Source organism: Dolichospermum sp. UHCC 0315A (assembly GCF_008121535.1).
Classification (GTDB): Bacteria; Cyanobacteriota; Cyanobacteriia; order Cyanobacteriales; family Nostocaceae; genus Dolichospermum; species Dolichospermum lemmermannii.
The window spans coordinates 3,200,281-3,218,161 of the sequence record NZ_CP043056.1; the positions used below are offsets into that span (position 1 = coordinate 3,200,281).

The 17,881-nt window shown below is 38.3% G+C and carries 19 protein-coding genes and 1 tRNA gene; 14 read left to right on the top strand and 6 right to left on the bottom strand.

The features are described 5' to 3' along the window. Positions 1-63: 63 nt before the first annotated feature. On the bottom strand, positions 64-1,509 hold the full coding sequence (locus BMF77_RS15530) for a glycoside hydrolase family 13 protein (protein ID WP_148763994.1): 1,446 nt from the start codon (positions 1,507-1,509) through the stop codon (positions 64-66). Positions 1,510-1,766: 257 nt separating this feature from the next. Between BMF77_RS15530 and smc the strand changes: the two genes are divergently transcribed. The 13 genes from smc (at position 1,767) to BMF77_RS15595 (ending at position 12,311) form a co-directional block, all read left to right on the top strand. Then, positions 1,767-5,432 carry a chromosome segregation protein SMC gene (gene smc, locus BMF77_RS15535; RefSeq protein ID WP_148763996.1) on the top strand — a complete coding sequence of 1,222 codons (3,666 nt, stop codon included), beginning with the start codon at positions 1,767-1,769 and terminating at the stop codon, positions 5,430-5,432. 54 nt (positions 5,433-5,486) lie between these two features. Next, positions 5,487-6,080: a hypothetical protein gene (locus BMF77_RS15540; protein WP_148763998.1), complete on the top strand. Its 594-nt coding sequence runs from the start codon at positions 5,487-5,489 to the stop codon at positions 6,078-6,080. Between the two features lie 165 nt (positions 6,081-6,245). Further along, positions 6,246-6,755: a hypothetical protein gene (locus tag BMF77_RS15545; RefSeq protein WP_148764000.1), complete on the top strand. Its 510-nt coding sequence runs from the start codon at positions 6,246-6,248 to the stop codon at positions 6,753-6,755. 142 nt (positions 6,756-6,897) lie between these two features. Continuing rightward, the gene (locus BMF77_RS15550; RefSeq protein ID WP_148764002.1) at positions 6,898-7,947 is read left to right on the top strand and encodes an ATP/GTP-binding protein; all 1,050 of its coding nucleotides are present in this window, start codon (positions 6,898-6,900) and stop codon (positions 7,945-7,947) included. A gap of 2 nt (positions 7,948-7,949) precedes the next feature. Beyond that, entirely contained in the window at positions 7,950-8,459 is a 510-nt protein-coding gene (locus BMF77_RS15555) for a hypothetical protein (RefSeq protein WP_210422207.1), read from the top strand. 335 nt (positions 8,460-8,794) lie between these two features. After that, complete coding sequence (locus BMF77_RS15560) at positions 8,795-9,013, top strand: hypothetical protein (protein WP_148764004.1); 219 nt, start codon at positions 8,795-8,797, stop codon at positions 9,011-9,013. Beyond that, positions 9,010-9,279, top strand: coding sequence for a hypothetical protein (locus BMF77_RS15565; protein WP_148764006.1), 270 nt, complete (start codon positions 9,010-9,012; stop codon positions 9,277-9,279). Before BMF77_RS15560 ends, BMF77_RS15565 begins: the two co-directional genes overlap by 4 nt. Before the next feature lie 385 nt (positions 9,280-9,664). Further along, the gene (locus tag BMF77_RS15570; protein ID WP_148764008.1) at positions 9,665-9,874 is read left to right on the top strand and encodes a hypothetical protein; all 210 of its coding nucleotides are present in this window, start codon (positions 9,665-9,667) and stop codon (positions 9,872-9,874) included. Further along, positions 9,871-10,284, top strand: coding sequence for a type II toxin-antitoxin system VapC family toxin (locus tag BMF77_RS15575; protein ID WP_148764010.1), 414 nt, complete (start codon positions 9,871-9,873; stop codon positions 10,282-10,284). Before BMF77_RS15570 ends, BMF77_RS15575 begins: the two co-directional genes overlap by 4 nt. Positions 10,285-10,538: 254 nt before the next feature. Beyond that, the gene (locus BMF77_RS15580) at positions 10,539-10,742 is read left to right on the top strand and encodes a type II toxin-antitoxin system HicB family antitoxin (RefSeq protein ID WP_246862935.1); all 204 of its coding nucleotides are present in this window, start codon (positions 10,539-10,541) and stop codon (positions 10,740-10,742) included. After that, entirely contained in the window at positions 10,739-10,933 is a 195-nt protein-coding gene (locus BMF77_RS15585; RefSeq protein ID WP_148764012.1) for a type II toxin-antitoxin system HicA family toxin, read from the top strand. The genes BMF77_RS15580 and BMF77_RS15585 overlap by 4 nt, the downstream gene beginning before the upstream one ends. A gap of 374 nt (positions 10,934-11,307) precedes the next feature. Further along, positions 11,308-12,177, top strand: a complete 870-nt coding sequence (locus tag BMF77_RS15590) for an aldose epimerase (RefSeq protein WP_148764014.1) — start codon at positions 11,308-11,310, stop codon at positions 12,175-12,177. A gap of 62 nt (positions 12,178-12,239) precedes the next feature. Beyond that, positions 12,240-12,311: transfer RNA gene (locus BMF77_RS15595), tRNA-Lys, on the top strand. A 168-nt stretch (positions 12,312-12,479) separates the two neighbouring features. On the opposite strand, the gene BMF77_RS15600 is transcribed toward BMF77_RS15595, so the two are convergent. Further along, a complete protein-coding gene (locus BMF77_RS15600) occupies positions 12,480-12,722 on the bottom strand; it encodes a YgiT-type zinc finger protein (protein ID WP_148764016.1) in 243 nt (80 codons plus the stop codon). A 4-nt stretch (positions 12,723-12,726) separates the two neighbouring features. Beyond that, a complete protein-coding gene (locus BMF77_RS15605) occupies positions 12,727-13,044 on the bottom strand; it encodes a DUF4258 domain-containing protein (protein WP_148764018.1) in 318 nt (105 codons plus the stop codon). Positions 13,045-13,168: 124 nt separating this feature from the next. Here BMF77_RS15605 and BMF77_RS15610 point away from each other — a divergent pair, with 124 nt between their 5' ends. Further along, a complete protein-coding gene (locus BMF77_RS15610) occupies positions 13,169-13,588 on the top strand; it encodes an AAA family ATPase (RefSeq protein WP_148764020.1) in 420 nt (139 codons plus the stop codon). A gap of 468 nt (positions 13,589-14,056) precedes the next feature. Here BMF77_RS15610 and rimM read toward each other — a convergent pair whose 3' ends face one another. Genes rimM through BMF77_RS15625 form a run of 3 tightly spaced genes read right to left on the bottom strand, consistent with a single transcriptional unit; the run spans position 14,057 to position 17,465 of the window. Next, on the bottom strand, positions 14,057-14,767 hold the full coding sequence (rimM, locus tag BMF77_RS15615; protein ID WP_148764022.1) for a ribosome maturation factor RimM: 711 nt from the start codon (positions 14,765-14,767) through the stop codon (positions 14,057-14,059). Positions 14,768-14,772: 5 nt separating this feature from the next. Next, on the bottom strand, positions 14,773-16,056 hold the full coding sequence (locus tag BMF77_RS15620) for a valine--pyruvate transaminase (RefSeq protein WP_148767021.1): 1,284 nt from the start codon (positions 16,054-16,056) through the stop codon (positions 14,773-14,775). A gap of 56 nt (positions 16,057-16,112) precedes the next feature. Then, a complete protein-coding gene (locus tag BMF77_RS15625; RefSeq protein ID WP_148764024.1) occupies positions 16,113-17,465 on the bottom strand; it encodes an RNA-guided endonuclease TnpB family protein in 1,353 nt (450 codons plus the stop codon). Positions 17,466-17,881: the final 416 nt, after the last annotated feature.

A 17,881-nucleotide genomic window follows, 5' to 3' on the forward strand; every position in this document is an offset into this window, starting at 1 on the left:
TATAGAATACCCACCACCGGCAAAAAAAATATCACTCACCATTCCCAACTGACATTTTAACATTTATCCCCAAATCAAACCACTACGGGGAGGAATAATTAAACAAACATTTTCCTCTTTCCAGATAATTTCCCCATTCCCAAATAAAACTTGATTTGGTTTACTTTGTAAACTACTACAATCTAGGTTGACTGTAATAGTTTCAGTTCCTATATTCACAGCAATAATTAATTCTTCACTTTCTAAAATTCGCGCAAATACATAAACTGTTTCTTTTGCATAGAGAACTTGGTATTTGCCAATTCGCAAAGCCGGATAATTTTGCCGAATAGCAATTAATTGTTTATGAGTATTTAAAATTTTGGAATTCCAGTCAGATTCAGGAGGGAAAACACGGCGACAATCAGGATCTATTCCTCCAGGTAAACCCACTTCATCACCATAGTAAATACTAGGCGCACCAGGAAAAGTGAATAATAAGAGATTACATAATTCTACACTTGCTTGATCACTGTCAGCAATACTCATTAATCTGGCTGTATCATGGCTACTAAGAAGGTTTAATTGTGTTAGTTGAATTTCCCAAGGATACAGTTCTAAAAGACTGTGAATTTTGGCTGCATATTCAGTCGCATCTAGGGCAGGATAGGGAGGACAATCCCGATATTTGACGTGTTCTAATACGACTTTATCGCCTACTGCAAAGGCAATGGCAGCTTCATTAAATAAATAATTCATCACCCCGTCAAACTGTGTACCATCGAGCCATTCACGGGCATCTGACCAGATTTCACCGACAATATAAGCCTCTGGATTAATGGCTTTAACTCGTTGACGAAATTCTTGCCAAAAACCAGGAGTTTTAATCTCATTGGGTACATCTAAACGCCAACCATCAATGCCAAATTCTAACCAATATTCGGCAATTTTCATGATGTATTCTCTTACATCTGGATGATCATGATTAAAGGTTGGTAAAGAGCGAATTCCTATCCAAGAATCATAGTTAGCAGGTAATTGTCCATCATAAGGTGCAAGCGGCCAGTCTTGAATTTTAAACCAATTTACCCAAGGAGAATTAGAACCATTTTCTAACACATCATGAAAAAAGAAAAAGCCTCGGCTAGAATGATTAAATACGCCATCAAGAACTATTTTGATATTTCGTGAATGGGCTGCATCTAGTAATTCTCGTAACGCCTGATTTCCCCCCAACATGGGATCAACTTGGTAATAATCATGGGTATGATAACGATGATTACTAGCAGATTGAAAAATGGGTGTAAAGTAAATTGCCGTAATCCCTAAACTTTGAATATAGTCTAATTCTTCCAGCACCCCCCATAAATCACCACCTTTGTAACCTTGGAGAGTAGGTGGTGCATCCCAGGCTTCCAAATTGCTATTATTTAAGAAACTGTCACGGGAACGTTGACTTCTGGCAAATCTATCAGGAAAGATTTGATAGAAAACCGCGTGTTTAACCCAATCTGGCGTTTGAATTTCCATAAATACATCTATGAGCAACTTAACATATAGCAATTTTAAACCAGATGTAAACAACCCCCTTGTATTTCCCTCTGTGTCCTCTGTGTCTCTGTGGTTCGTTTAAAATATATTGTCGCCATACATTTAGAGTATGACCAATTAAATACCCAGAACCCACAGCATATCAATTACCAAATTTCCCCTCTTTCCTAGTCACGAAAGGATAAATAATTGGTACACTTGTTTACTTAACCTCTTTTCCAGTTAACCAGTGACTCATGGTATACGTCAAGCGCGTTGAACTTACCAATTTTAAATCCTTCGGTGGGACTACTGCTGTTCCTCTCCTACCGGGGTGTACCGTCATATCTGGCCCAAATGGTTCTGGAAAATCAAATATTCTTGATGCGTTGCTGTTTTGCTTGGGACTGGCTAGTTCTAAGGGTATGCGGGCGGAACGTTTACCGGATTTGGTGAATAATGCTCAAAAACATAAGGGGCGTTCGGCGCTGGAAGCTAGTGTAACTGTGACTTTTGATATTTCAGATGTCTCTCGCAGAGGTGCGGAGGCACAGAGGGAGGATGTGGGAGAGGTAGGGGAGGTAGGGGAAGTAGGGGAAGTGGGGGAGGTAGGGGAAGTAGGGGAAGTAGGGGAAAATCCAAAATCTAAAATCCAAAATCCAAAATCGTCTGAGTGGAGTGTTACTCGGCGGTTGCGGGTGTCTCAGCAGGGGGGGTATACGTCTAATTATTATATTAATGGTGTGGCTTGTACTTTGACTGAGTTACATGAGGATTTGGAGGAGTTACGGATTTATCCTGAAGGGTATAATGTAGTATTGCAGGGGGATGTGACGAGTATTATCTCGATGAATGCGCGGGAACGTCGGGAAATTATTGATGAGTTGGCTGGGGTGGCGACTTATGATCGGAAGATTATCCAAGCTAGGTCTACTTTGGATGAGGTGAAGGATAAGGAGGATAGTTGTCGGATTATTCAGACTGAGTTAAGTATACAATGCGATCGCCTTTCTCAAGATAAGGCTAAGGCGGAAAAGTATCAATTATTGAAAATTGAATTTATCCAAAAGCAGTCTTGGGAATCTGTATTATCTTGGCGTTCTCTCCAAGCACAGCAAGAAAAGCTAGTTGCACAAGTTCAAGAGGGCGATCGCAATTTCAGTGATTTTACTACTCAGTTAAATACAACTAATTCTCAAATTGATCAAAAAACTACTGAGTTAGATCAACTCAATCTCCGGGTAAAGGCTTTGGGGGAAGAGGAACTTCTGTCTGTTCAATCAAATCTCGCTACCCAAGAAGCGGAACGGAAACAACTCCAACGTCAACAACGGGAGTTGGAAGCATCTATTCAAGAATCCACAAAGCGATTAAATCAAACTTATCAAGAAATTCAACAATATCAACTTGCTTTAGAGGAAGCTATAAAAAGTCATAATGTAGAGACGTTCCATGGAACGTCTCTACAATCAGAACGTGACACCGCTCAACAAAATTTAGAATCTTCTCGTCAAGCTGCTGCGAAAATTGCCTCGGCTTCGGAAGCTTGGGTACAACAACAAACAGCTTTAAATCGGCAAATGGAATCTTTGCTGCATATTCTCGAACCCCAACGCACTGAACAAGCGCAATTACAGGAACGCAATACTCAATTACAAGAATTGATTTCTGAACAATCTCAATTAATTGCAACTTTAGAACCGGAATTAACTGCAAAGCAAGTTGAATGTGTGCGGTTGGAAACGGAATTTAATGCTTCTACCCAACCCATTCAAAATTTAGCGGAAAATCTCGCTGCGACGGAACAAGAGTTACAAATTCAACAAGATACTCAAAAGCGACTTTTACAAGAACAACGAGATAAACAACGTCAATTAGATAAGTTAGAGGCACAAACTCAAGCGCAACAGGAAATACAAGGAACACAAGCAAGTAAGGTGATTTTACAGTCGGAAATGCCCGGTTTATGTGGTTTGGTGGTGCAGTTGGGTAAGGTAGATCCCAAATATCAATTAGCATTGGAAATGGCTGCTGGTGGACGTTTAGGGCATATTGTCGTTGAAGATGATAGTGTGGCATCGGCGGGAATTGAACTGTTGAAACAAAAACGGGCAGGAAGGGCAACTTTTTTACCTTTAAATAAGGTTAAAGTCCCGAGATTTACCCAAGATGCAACTCTGCATTTAGCTGATGGTTTTGTTAATTATGCGGTAAATTTGGTAGAATGCGATCGCCGTTATCATGATGTATTTGCCTATGTTTTTGGTGCAACGGTAGTATTTGCGACTCTTGCCCAAGCTCGGAAAAATATGGGACTATATCGCATAGTCACCTTACAAGGGGAATTATTAGAAACTAGCGGAGCAATGACTGGGGGTAGTAGTAGTCAACGTTCATCTTTACGCTTTGATAACGGTGAAGCCGGGGAATCTCAGGAAGTCGCTAATTTGAAATCTCGCTTAATAGATATTGACCGGATTTTAGAACGTTGTGGAGAAGCAATTTCTAATTTAGGAACTCGCACTAAAACATTAACTCTAGAATTAACGGAAGCACGTCAAGGACGGAGAGAACAACAATTATATTTAGAACAGTTAAAGAAAGAGATTAAGAGTTTAACAACGCAGTTAGAAAATACTCGTTCTCAACTTTCCCAAAATACCCAAAAATTCACATCTGCACAATCCCGGTTAGAAGTTTTAAATCGGGAATTACCAGAACAAGAAACTCAATTACAACATTTGCGACATACTTTAGCTGAGTTGGAATCTTCCCAAACTCCCAGCGAATGGCAACAAATCCAAGCTATTATTAAAAACCAGGAACAGGAATTACAACAACGGGAAACCGCGTTAAGAGATGTTCAACAACAATTAAAAAATCTCGAAAATCAACAACAACGATTACAAGAAAAAATAGAAGAATCCCAAACCAGAGTTATTCAATATCAACAAGAAGAAACGACAGGAAAACAGCAACAAGCAACAGTTAATAGTCAAGTTGAAGAATTGAATAATTTAATTACCACAATTCAGGCTAATTTGCGAAAATTAGAAGAGAATTTAGGGGAAGAAAAGAAAAATCGAGATACAGCAGAAACCGAATTGCGATCGCTCTTATTGCGTCAACAACAATTACAATGGGAAATTGAGAAACTGCAAGAAACTCAACAAAAACGCCGGGAAGATTTAACAGCACTGCAAAACCAATTGCGAGATTTAGGTGCAGAATTACCCAGTCCCCTCCCAGAAGTTCCCAATAAAGTTGATTTAGAAGACTTACAAAAAGAATTGCGGAGTTTAGGTAAACGTTTACAGGCAATGGAACCTGTGAATATGTTAGCTTTGGAAGAATTCGATAAAGTCCAAGGTCGTCTTCAAGAACTTACCGAAAAATTAGAGACTTTGGAAGGTGAACGGACAGAATTATTATTAAGAATTGAAAACTTTACCACCCTCCGTCAAAAAGCATTTAAAGAAGCTTTCGACGCAGTAAATGAGAATTTCCAATCAATTTTTGCTATTCTTTCCGATGGTGACGGTTATTTACAACTAGATAATCCCGAAGATCCTTTTAACAGTGGCTTAAACCTAGTCGCACACCCCAAAGGTAAACCTGTCCAACGTCTTGCTTCTATGTCAGGGGGAGAGAAATCCTTAACTGCATTAAGTTTTATATTCTCCCTACAACGTTATCGGCCATCTCCATTTTACGCCTTTGACGAAGTGGATATGTTTTTAGACGGGTCAAATGTGGAACGATTAGCGAGAATGATTAAACAACAGGCGGAACAAGCACAGTTTATTGTAGTGAGTTTGCGCCGTCCGATGATAGAGTCAGCACAGCGGACAATTGGGGTGACACAAGCTAGAGGTGCTTATACTCAGGTTTTGGGTATTAAGTTGCAATCATCTGACCATTGAAGCATTCCGCAGAATTGCGTAAGATATATAATTGTGAAGCGATAAACCATTATATTGCAAAATAAAACACAAAAACACATGGATGACATCAAAGAAATTCTCATTGAAAAAGGAATAATTCAAGTATTTGATTATCAAGAACTAGATACAGAGTTGATAGATACTTATCAATATTTTGAAAAAAAATTTCAAGAATTATATCAACTGAGTGCTGACGTATTTCATCTAGATAATTGCTTTTTCTACATAAGCAACAGCTATAAATGCAATGCTTTTGCAGGAATAATTGAAAATCACAACATTATAGGAATTACTAATGGATACCCTGTCTTAATAAAAGACAAGTTTAATGATAAATTTTTTTCAAACAGTCTATGTATTGCTTTTATTAACGAAAAATCTATCTCAGATGCTTATTGTGATCTCCATGAAGACCAAAACTTTAAATTTAATGAATTCGTGTTAAATTGCTCAATTGAATATACCTTTGCTCATGAGTTTCAACATATTTTACAGTTTAATAGCTCTAAAATATCTAAGGATATCTTATATTCAGAAAACTTAGATAAAAATGATTTTAACCTAAAGAAACATTCATGGGAATTTGATGCAGATAGAATGGCATCTTATCAGGGGAAACGCATCTAAATTTTATTGACAAAATACCATTTTTGTGTATAAACGAAAGAATCGGTATTTATCGTTTGATGGATTTTTTCAGAGTCATCGTGATGGTTTAAATTATTGTCAATAAGTAGACATTAATGCAAATTTTTGGGTCATTATTGAGATTAAATAGTCCTTATTGATAAGATGCGTTTCCCCTGGGCATCTTATGAAGTAATTAAGTACGCATTTAGTGTGTATGCAAACCTGAAAAACAAAGATAACGAAAAACTTAAGTGTTTATTTTACATTGCCTTGGCAAGTATAGTCATTACAAAAAATCTATTCTATTTTGGAGTAATGAATCAAGTAACGCAAGAATATACTCTTAAGAAGCAGGATTTTTATACAAAGCAATTCTCACACCCTCATCCGTTAGTGAGAATATTTAATATTATTGACTATTTTCGTGATAATATTAAAGATGACTTCCCTACAATGGAAATTGATTCTCAAGAACTCTTCAATAATGTTCTAGGAATTTCAAACCTGTATTTCGATAATCTCATCCCAAATCAAAATGCAATGCAATTATTTGTTCAAGATATAAAAGACAATATAGATGAAATATATAGATACAATCAAGAATTATATGATTTTGCAATTAAAGACAAATCCATTAAAAAATTATTGAAAAAGCGGAGAATTAAATTTTGATCATAAATGAATAATTTGTGCAATGGTGTGAGAAGAGTGCGATATTGTGATATTTTGGTTTTGAGTTGAGGGTGATCGCTTGTCGGCTGATATAATTTGTGCGATTAGTGCAGAATATTAGTGTAAACACTTGAAATAATCTATGCTAAATAATCTAAATATTAAAAACTTCACAGTTTTTCCTAGTGCAAATCTCCAATTCTCTAAATATCTGAATGTAATAGTTGGAGAAAACGGATCGGGTAAGACACATCTTCTTAAAGTTGCTTATTCAGCGCTTGCAACCAGTTGGGAAGAAAGCCGCAAACCAACAAGTAGTACACCAACAAAAGCTTTAATGCAAACTCGTCTAGCAGACAAGCTTATCAATGTTTTTCGTCCAGAATCTCTTGGGCGACTCGCTAGAAGAAAGCAAGGACGTGAGAGATGTGACATTAAACTCTTGTTTGAAGATAAAAAGTTCAATTTTGAATTTAGCTTTTCTACGAATAGTAAAACAGAAGTGCTAATAGAGCAAGTTCCAAAGGGTTGGCTTGACACTTCACCAGCTTATATCCCAACTCGTGAATTGCTGAGTATTTTTCCAAACTTTGTTTCCGTTTACGAAGGCCATTACCTTGAATTTGAAGAAACTTGGCGAGACACTTGTATACTTCTAGGCGCTCCTTTACAGCGAGGGACTAAAGAGAAAAGAATTCAAGAATTGTTAGCTCCGCTTGAAACATCAATGGGTGGCTCAATCGAGCTAGATAAGAATGGGCGTTTTTATTTAAAAAATGAGCGCGGTCGCTTTGAGATGCCACTTATTGCAGAAGGCCAGCGTAAATTAGCAATGCTGGCGCGTTTAATTGCAACTGGGGTATTAATGGACAAAGGTTTTCTATTTTGGGATGAGCCTGAAGCAAATCTAAATCCACTTCTGATAAAACAAGTAGCTCAAAGCATTGTGAGCCTAAGTAAAATAGGGATTCAAGTATTTATTGCCACTCATAGTTTATTTCTGTTGCGCGAGCTTGAGATATTAATGACTGATGAGCAAAATACTGAACTCAACTCACGATTCTTTGGTTTGCACTTTTCAGATGACGGTGTTGTGGTCAAGCAAGGAGATACAATTGACGAAATTGGCGATATTACAACACTGGACGAAGAGCTTGCTCAATCTGATCGCTTTATCAGTAGTGGGGTTTGAGTGTGATAAACATCCAGGTTGATAGCTTGATATTTACCTTTCCCGATTCATGGAAAGTTTGCAAGTACGATGAATGGGCTTTTTATCGTCACCAGTTCTCTAAGATGTCGCCTGGAATTAAAGCAGTTGATCTTCTCGCAATTGAGAGTCAGGTGATATGGTTAATTGAAGCCAAGGACTATAGACAGCATCCTCGGACTAAAACCATAGATTTAGCAGATGAAGTAGTGCAAAAAGTCTTGTATACCCTTGCGGCTATGTTACCTGCCAAGATTCACGCATCAGACATATCCGAAAGTAATTTTGGTGGGGAAATTTTGAAAGGGCAACAGTTGCGTGTTGTTTTGCATCTTGAGCAACCAGTAAAAACTTCAAAGTTATTTCCACGTGTTATTGACCCTTCAAAGGTACAGCTTAAATTGAGAAGTCTAATCAAACCAATTGATCCGCATCCAAAAGTCGTTGAGTCTAACCAGATGCAAGGGTTACAGTGGACAGTGACGGAACTATAAATACTTAATTTTAATCTCCGCGTCTAAATAGATGGTAATGGCTAACACTGTTTTGGTATCAACCGCAAAGACCGTTTCTTAGATTCCCAAAGGGCTTTTGTCAGGTTGCCATTTACACCTTGACTAAGTGCGATAGCGAAGCGCTCCGCAGGAATCGCTCGTAGGTTGGATTGAACAATTGCGATAGCGAAGCGCTCCGCAGGAATCGCTTGTAGTTTGGATTGATAAAGTGCGATAGCGAAGCGCGACCTAGGAATCGCTATTTTATGCCTTGCGATCTTGATTAGATAAGCGATAATTGAGGTATGTGTCATGAAAGAAAAGTGGATTCCAATATGACTGAACGACTTGAACAGGTGATCGCCCGATTAAAAATCTTACCTACTGACAAGCAAGATGCGATCGCAACCCTAATTCTGGAAGAACTCGAAGATGATCAGCGATGGGATGATTCATTTGCTCATTCCCCAGATTTATTGGCGAAACTGTCAGCCGAAGCCATGGCAGAGTACCGAGCAGGTAAAACTCAAGAATTAGACCCAGAAACATTGTGAAATCTCGTACCACCACCCAGTTTCGTAAAATGTTTTCTGATCTCCCAGAGCCGATTCAAGGGCGGACTCGTAAAGCTTATAGGCAATTCAGGCAAGATTCAAACTACCCAAGCTTGCGATTTAAGAAAGTTCATCCAAAACTGCCCATTTATTCCGCACGCATCAATAAAGACTATCGAGCCGTCGGTCAATTAGAAGAAGATACTGTAATCTGGTTTTGGGTTGGTTCTCATGCAGAATACGATCAACTGCTTGATCAAATTTAGACTGACTTGTCAGTTCGCCTGTTGAGGTTAAGTGCGAGCGAGCGCTTCCAGGTTAAATTGATAAAGTGCGATAGCGAAGCGCGACCTAGGAATCGCTCGTAGGTTAGATTGACCAAGTGCGATAGCGAAGCGCGACCTAGGAATCGCTCATAGGTTAGATTGATAAAGTGCGATAGCGAAGCGCGACCTAGGAATCGCTCGTAGATTGGATTGATAAAGTGCGATAGCGAAGCGCTCCGTAGGAATCGCTTATAGGTTAGATTGATAAAGTGCGATAGCGAAGCGCTCCGTAGGAATCGCTCGTAGATTAGATTGATAAAGTGCGAAAAACCCAATAACACGCTAAAATTATCATATATCTACAAAATCAACTAGGTAATTAAACATGAGGTTAAAAGCAACTGATCAAGGCTTATTTATCCCTAAAGAACTATTAGGGGAAGCTCAAGAATTTGAAATTATTACAGACCACGAAAAGCTGATAATTACTCGGATCAAAAAGTCATCATCAATCTGGGACTTAGGCAAAAATCCTGTAGAATGTGATGTACAAGATGGAGCGGTTAATCATGATCATTATTTGTATAACAAATGAAAAACATATTTTTTTTAGATACAAGCTATATTCTAGCTTTGGAGATAAAAAATGAATATGCTCATCACCAAGTAATACAAAACTGGTCTAATTTAGCGATTTCAAAACCATTCTTAGTCACGACAACTTATGTTTTCGATGAAATAGTCACTTTTTTAAATAGCCGAAATCTTCATCATAAAGCTGTTGAAATTGGCAATCAGTTACTAGAGAGTCCAGACATAGAATTAGTCGAGATAGATCAGGTTTTATTCAACCAAGGATGGGAATATTTTCAAAAATATCAGGATAAGTCTTACTCTTTGACAGATTGTTTATCCTTCATTGTCATGCAAGACCGAAAAATTTCTACAGCCTTGACCTTAGATAATCATTTTCGTCAAGCAGGATTTAAAATTTTACCATCATAATTTTATGTTTTCGATTCTTCAGTGATTTGTGCGATTAGTGCAGAAAGTGCGATAGCGAAGCACTCCGCAGGAATCGCTCATAGGTTGAATTGATAAAGTGCGATAGCGAAGCGCTCCGCAGGAATCGCTCATAGGTTGAATTGATAAAGTGCGATCTGTAAATAGCCGTTTTGCTGCAATTTTTGCCCCAATTTTGGTGATATACTTGTTGAAAACATATATAATGTCTAACCATGAATTTTAAATTAACTAAAGTGTTCAAGAAAGTCTCTGAAGGCTACATAGGTTTTGTCGAAGAACTGCCTGGAGCAAATACTCAAGCTGATACTCTTGATGAAGCAAGAGTTAATCTGGAGGAAGCTATTGAGTTGGTACTTGAAGCTAACCGCTTTTTAACAGAGGAACTACTTCAAGATCAGGACGTTATTCGTGAACCTATTTTTTTATCAGTTGCATGAAGCGTGTAGACTTAGTTCGTCATCTTGAAGCCAATGGTTGTGAGTTCTTAAGAGAAGGTGGTAGCCATACTATTTATGTCAATCGGGCTGCACAGAGATCAACGTCTATTCCACGCCATCGTGAGATTAACAACTTACTTGCTAGAAAGATATGTCGCGATTTACAAGTGCCAGATCCAAATATAACCTAACACTTCCTTCACAGGAATAGCGATCGCCAAATCAAGAAATTGATAGGCTATCTATGTATAATAAAGCATTGGAGCGGAAAATATTGTGATATTTTGGTGTGATAGCGAACGCATTGCGTCCCGGAGGGAACTAGCGCGACCTAGGAATCGCTTGTAGATTGAATTGATAAAGTGTGATAGCGAAGCGCTCCGCAGGAATCGCTTGTAGGTTAGATTGATAAAGTGCGATCGCGAAGCGCGACCTAGGAATCGTCGGTAGGAGAAACCTGAGATCCCATTCCTTTGACGCGCTTGAGTAACTGTGGCAAGCTGTTAATTGGAACTGACCACTGACCACTGACCACTGACAACTAACAACCTACTTAAATACAATCATGTTTACCATTGACATTCAAGAACAACAATACAAAACCTACATCCTGTCAGATAAAACCGCTGGTACACAAATAGAAGTTGTCCCAGAAAGAGGTGGTATCATCACTCGTTGGCTGGTGCAAGGTCAAGAAATATTTTACCTAGACGCTGAACGCTTTACTCATCCTGATTTGAGCGTTAGAGGTGGTAATCCCATTTTGTTTCCTCTTTGCGGTAATTTACCTGATAATACTTACAGCGTTAATGGAAAAGAGTATACCATTAAACAACACGGCTTTGCGCGGGAATTGCCTTGGACAGCAACAGCGCAAAATACTGAAGGTAAGGCTAGTCTAACTGTAGTTCTCAGCAGCAACGAGGAAACAAAGGCAGTTTATCCTTTTGATTTTCAATTGGCTTTTACCTACGAACTCCAAGGTAATACCTTAGTAGTGCGTCAGGAATATAAAAATCTGTCATCTACACCCATGCCATTTTCCGCTGGTTTCCACCCTTATTTTCTCTGTGGTGACAAAAATCAGCTAGAAGTGGAACTTCCTTCTGGAGAATATCAAGATAACAAAACTAAGGAATTCCACGCCTTTAACGGCAAATTTGACTTTAATCAAGATGAAATTGATTTTGCCTTTGGACAACTCACCAGCAAATCAGCCACAGTCACAGATAACAGCCGCAGGTTGAAGCTAACCCTCGATTACGATGATTTCTCTACCTGGTTGGTGTTTTGGACTGTTAAAGGCAAAGAATTCTACTGTCTAGAGCCTTGGAGTGCCACCCGCAATGCTTTCAACACTGGTGAAAACCTGACTGTGTTAGCTCCTGGAGCTAGTTGTACTGCTTCTTTTGGATTAACGGCAAATCTTTTTTGAAAACCCCTTGACAAAACCATGGCTGTTGATGGTATATTGATAAAGTTGGAAAAACAGCAAAAGGGTGGCTAACTCAACGGTAGAGTACTCGGCTTTTAACCGATTTGTTCCGGGTTCGAATCCCGGGCCACCCATTCTCAAGACTCAAGTATAATTGCCTGTGACAATTGCAAGATGTAAGATTATTCATAGACATCTGGTAACAAAGATTTTAGACAAGTGATTGAGATCAGCCTAAAAACTTATTAACATCTTCACAGTTATCAAACTTAGAATAAAATTCTTCAGCCTTCCTTGATTAATTAAACAGAAATGCGGAAGGATTGACCAATCACTTGAAAATCTTCTGTTTGTTGATTTCTAAGTTTGGCACGAATTTGAGTAAATTGGCTAACAACGTCTGGTTTATAGAGCTTTTCTCCACATTTTGAACAAACTTCTGCTTCTACATGGATAATGGCGGTGTTATTTCCTCCTTTTAGCATTTTTTCAATTTGCTTAGTTTCTAACTCACCTTGACAAGTGGGACATTTTTGGTTTTTCATGCTACTACTTCCTGATATACCAATTAATCCAGTGTTGAGGCTGGGAACTATCAACAGGGACTAAAATTGCAGTGCTGCTATTCTGATCATAGCCTCTAATTTTGTGAATAGGTTGACGGGCAATATTTTCTCGGTAGGTTAAATCAGGAGGATAGGGTTGATTATTGGGGTATTTTTCGATAATTTCGTTGTATATGAGGGAATGAAAGATTTTATTCCAGGGAAGTCTATTATTTTCTGCTTTTTCATTAGTAAGTAACCGAGATTTGGGGGATAGTTTACTGCAAAGTACGGATATGAGTGGTAAGATAAGGGGCGGCATTATTACAACTAATTCATTAAGGATAAAATAGATTATCTGATGTCAGACTTTTGATAGGAATAATAGCCTTGAGGAAGTTTGAGAATATGTTTTAAAATAGATATTTTCAGATGAGGAGAAATAGATGGAAGGTCAAAGATTTATTCACAAAATTAAATTACAAAACTTCCTTTCCTATGGAAGTGATGGGGAAGAAATAGAACTACAACCGCTAAATGTGTTAATTGGTCGTAATACTTCTGGCAAGTCTAATTTAATAGAAGCTATTAGTATTTTAAAAGCAACACCAATAGATTTACCAGCCCCATTTCGGCAAGGAGGAGGTATTAAGGAATTTTTATGGAAAGGTAAGCGAAGTAATTCTATAGCTAATATAGAGATTATTTTAAATTATCCAGAAAGGCACGGAAAAAACTTACATTACAAATTGAGTCTAACAGAAGTAGGACAAAGGCTAGAATTAGTAGATGAATTTCTACAAAATAAAGAGTGTTATGAAGGTCAAGAAGATAAATATTTGGGTCTTAGGGACTTGTTATGCTAAATTATTTTTTTTAAATCCCAAGATCCCTGTTATATAAGGATTTTACATTAATTCATTGGTTATTTTGACAAATTTGGTATCAAAAACAATAAAATCCTTTATTTAAGTAGGTCGGCGTTAAAAAATCAATCTATGTAACGAAATATAAATTAACGAATACCTTATAAATAGGGTGTTTCACGGTTTTTACAAAACTAAACATATATCGATTTTATTGGGCCGACTTACTTATATAGGTTATGGGGTAAATAAACTCATATTTGGCATAACAGGTACGGAAGAACCCAAATTATTGCTTTCTTGGAACGAAAATTTAGAAGGTAATTATAAATATATTTGGAGTATTTGTAGGTTGGGTTAAGCAACAGCGCAACCCAACAAAGTTTTGATTATCTTGTTTTTTATCTTGTTGTGTCCAACAAAATTTTGATTATGTTGGGTAACATACGTCAACCCAACCTACAACTGTTAATTATTAATTGACAATAAACCGGGGGGAGGAGTAATTTCAACTCGACGGGATTCTAAATCTACAACAGGAACAATTTCCATCACAAAAGGAATTAAAACTGTTTTTTGTGCTTTATCAGTTGTCAATTCTTCGTTATTAGTGATAAAAGCAGGATCAAATTTAACTTCCAATAAATCATGACCAGAAGGTAAGATATCCACCACCGTTCCCACAAATTCCCCAGATGATTGCATAAAGACCTGCAACCCTAGCAAATCTAACACATGAAATTCACCTTCATCCAATTCTGGGCGATCGCTAACAGGCACAAAAAACCGACAATCACGCATATTTTCAGCTTGATGGCGATCGCTCACTCCCTTTAATTTAATCACATAAAGATTCTTATTCTCAATATATCGCCCATTTAATAACTCCACAGTTTCAAGTTCCGTTTCCCCAGGACGTAACAACCAGCGTTTTCCCGGTTCTTCAAAGCGTTCAGGAAAATCCGTATTAGGATAAACCCGCAACTCCCCAGTTAAACCTTGAGGAGAGACAATTTTGCCAATTTCCAACCAATCATCGAGATTGGGAATTGGGAATTGGTGATTGGTGATTGGTGATTGGTGATTAGGAACAGGTACTTTTTGAGCCTTTCCCCCTGCACCCTGCACCCTGCTTCCTTCCTTCTTCTTCTTCGTGTTCTTCGCTTCTTCGTGGTTCATTTATCTTACACTCTCACAGCCGCACTTTGATAAACCCGTTCAGCAACCTTCGCTAAACGCTGCATACCAATAGTAATTTCCTGATCACTACCAGTTAAACTAATTCGCAGACATTGGTGTTTGTGTTCCCAGTCCTCCTTTAAACCAGGGAAGAAACTACTACCAGGGACAAGAATTACACCCACTTTCTTTAATTCCTGGTAAAATTCCCAATCAGTCATGGGTAGATCTTGCAACCACAACCAGCCAAAAATCGCCCCTTCACCACGATGTAAGAACCAGGGTATATTCTTAGGCATAGCTGCTTCTAATGTACTTTCTAAGACATCAAACTTTTGCTGATAGAAAGGACGAATCACATTTTCCGCGATATTTGCTAATGTACCTGATTCTATCGCTCTAGCTGCGATCGCTTGACCATATCGAGAAGAATGAATTCCCACATTGGTTTGGAAACATTCCAAAACTTGAATCAGGTTTTCATCTCCAATGGCTACCCCAATCCGTTCTCCAGGCAAACCTGCTTTTGATAAACTCATACAGTGGAGAATATTTTCCCCAAATACCGGAGTCATTTCTGTAAAATTCAAAGCTGGGAAAGGAGGTGCATAAGCCGAATCAATCAATACAGGTACATGATGGGGTGCAGCTAAATCAGTGATTTTATTTACCTCATCATTAGTCAAAACATTACCCGTCGGATTACAAGGACGGGAAAAAATCACACAACCAGTATTTTCTGTAATCGCAAGTTGATTAAAATCAGGACGATATTTAAATCTATGTGCGGCTGTATCAATATCCAGAGTAGGTTTATAAGCAACCAAAGCTTCTGGGAACAAACAAACACCACCATAGCCAGTATAATCTGGACTTAACGGCAACACAATTTCTTTCAAATTGCCATCTTCAGTATAGCCACCAAAAGCATTAGCGGCGTAAAAATAGATAGTTTGACTACCCGCAGTAATTAAAATATTCCGCTCAGTTAAACTTAACCCATAACGCTGGTTAAAATCCTGAACAATCGCCTCAATTAATGGTGAATAACCTTGACTTGAACCATAACGACAAACAACTTCACCATATTCAGAACTGGCTAATAAATCTGCCGTACAATCCCGCCATAACTGTTCTACCTCTGGTAAAATCAACGGATTGCCAGCACTCAAATTATATAATTCCTCTCCCTTACTAGCTCTGAGGGTTTCATTAATATCTTTCATAATCGCTCTTACGCCAGTTAAGTTGGACATTTGAGCGCCAATTTTAGTAAGGGCAGGTTTTATCATGTTTGTTACAGACTGAATTAATCGCAAAAGTGGATAAAATGAACTACCCCATCTTACTTCGTTGAAGATGGGGTTTCTACATCCCCATCAGTAAGTTGAGATTTTTGACGTTTCTTTTGACCGAGTTGCTTCATACTTCCAGCATTCTTGCGTTTGCTGGTGTTTGAAGTAGAGCTAGAATCATCTACGTCTAAGAGGCTAGTTCCTAACCCCTGTAGATTATTTGAGTACCAAAGTAGCATTACTTCTGCGGCGGCGATATCACGCTGTTGGGTATATCCGCAGTTATGGCAAACATGAGTTCTTTCGGCTAAACTCTTCTTTTCTTGATTTCCGCATTTTGGACAGGTTTGAGATGGTTTTACCTTCTTTGTAGGAACTTCTACAAATAAGCCACCAATGTCTGATAATTTCGCTTTTAGAGCGGATTTTATCATCCCCATTCCTACATCAAGAATTGATTTATTCAACCCAGACTTTTGCTTTTTACGCTTACCCTTCGACAAGCTCAGGGCATCGCCTTTTTTGGCTTTGGCACTCATGTTTTTGACTTCTAATTTTTCAGTAACTACCGTGCTATTACAGCTAATTATTCGTGTAGTTTCTTGGTGAACAAAATTCTGACGTTGGTTAGCAACTTTTCTATTCAACTTACTAACTAACTTTTGCGTTTTCTTCCACCTTCTAGAAGCCTTAACTTTCTTTTTGAAGTTAGGAGCGCGTTTTCTGCGTTTAGCTTTTCCTAATTGTTTATTTCTTTGTTCTGCCTTTCGGAAAAACCGAGGTGCAGCCACTAAACCATTTTCTTCACCATTTGTCCAAGCAATTGCATCATTACAACCTAAATCAATGGCCATAACACCATTATCAGTTTTGCGGCTATTCTTTAACAAAGTATCATCAATTTCTAAGACGATGGAAGCATACCATTTACCATTGCGGTTAACGATATCCAAAGCTTTAGGATGTCCCCAAAGTCTGGCTTTACCCCGCATTTGGATTTGACCAATCTTTGATAATTCTAAATAGCCGTTATCACCTGTACTGTGTACTTTCCAGCCTGTAAAAGATGGGTAAGTCCAACCGGAATAATGACGGATTGGCTTGAATCTAGGATACTTTGCTAGTCCCTTGAAAAACCTTTGGAAAGCAAAATCAACTCGTTTTAAGGTGGCTTGTAATGCTTGAGAATTAATGACTTTATATTCTATCCAGACTTCTTTGAAATCCGGTAAACAGTTCTGTTGCTCAAGGTAAGAAACAGATTTACCAAACTTTTTGTATGAAGTAATGCGGTTAGATACAGCAGCATTATACAAATCTTTATGAAGTTTGCGGTGGTAGTGCAACATTTCACTGACTTGTTTATTAGGATATAGTCGGAAAGTTGCTCTACGTAATGCCATAATCAATCACCCCCTTGGTTTTTCTAGTATACTACTATTATCTAATTTAACCACTGAGGACAGTCAATGAGCGTGGATCTGCTTGCTAATTAATTCTATCATGTCACGGCGAATAAATTTGCCGTTGGCACTTCCTCCACGCATCTACAGCGGTTTCCGCTCTTATGAGGTACAAAGTTGAATCATGAAACTCTTGTAGTGCGGGCATCTTGCCCGCTAGATATGTACCTCATAACACCGGGAAGTGCTGTATTGCCAAGTGGCTTCCGTGCCTTTCGTTCTATTTGGTGAATGCGATTTTAACAAAATCTGATAGTCAATAAAGCCTCACCTTCAAGAATGGGGGATTTCTCTTGTATTAGGTACTAATGTACTATATGCTGGGTGAGTTAACAAGCAATTATTTAGGGCTTGCT

Coding starts and splice junctions, on each gene's coding strand:
- BMF77_RS15530 (WP_148763994.1), bottom strand. CDS start 1,509: ATGGAAATTCAAACGCCAGATTGGGTTAAACACGCGGTTTTCTATCAA.
- smc (WP_148763996.1), top strand. CDS start 1,767: ATGGTATACGTCAAGCGCGTTGAACTTACCAATTTTAAATCCTTCGGT.
- BMF77_RS15545 (WP_148764000.1), top strand. CDS start 6,246: ATGCGTTTCCCCTGGGCATCTTATGAAGTAATTAAGTACGCATTTAGT.
- BMF77_RS15550 (WP_148764002.1), top strand. CDS start 6,898: ATGCTAAATAATCTAAATATTAAAAACTTCACAGTTTTTCCTAGTGCA.
- BMF77_RS15560 (WP_148764004.1), top strand. CDS start 8,795: ATGACTGAACGACTTGAACAGGTGATCGCCCGATTAAAAATCTTACCT.
- BMF77_RS15570 (WP_148764008.1), top strand. CDS start 9,665: ATGAGGTTAAAAGCAACTGATCAAGGCTTATTTATCCCTAAAGAACTA.
- BMF77_RS15575 (WP_148764010.1), top strand. CDS start 9,871: ATGAAAAACATATTTTTTTTAGATACAAGCTATATTCTAGCTTTGGAG.
- BMF77_RS15585 (WP_148764012.1), top strand. CDS start 10,739: ATGAAGCGTGTAGACTTAGTTCGTCATCTTGAAGCCAATGGTTGTGAG.
- BMF77_RS15590 (WP_148764014.1), top strand. CDS start 11,308: ATGTTTACCATTGACATTCAAGAACAACAATACAAAACCTACATCCTG.
- BMF77_RS15600 (WP_148764016.1), bottom strand. CDS start 12,722: ATGAAAAACCAAAAATGTCCCACTTGTCAAGGTGAGTTAGAAACTAAG.
- BMF77_RS15605 (WP_148764018.1), bottom strand. CDS start 13,044: ATGCCGCCCCTTATCTTACCACTCATATCCGTACTTTGCAGTAAACTA.
- BMF77_RS15610 (WP_148764020.1), top strand. CDS start 13,169: ATGGAAGGTCAAAGATTTATTCACAAAATTAAATTACAAAACTTCCTT.
- rimM (WP_148764022.1), bottom strand. CDS start 14,767: ATGAACCACGAAGAAGCGAAGAACACGAAGAAGAAGAAGGAAGGAAGC.
- BMF77_RS15625 (WP_148764024.1), bottom strand. CDS start 17,465: ATGGCATTACGTAGAGCAACTTTCCGACTATATCCTAATAAACAAGTC.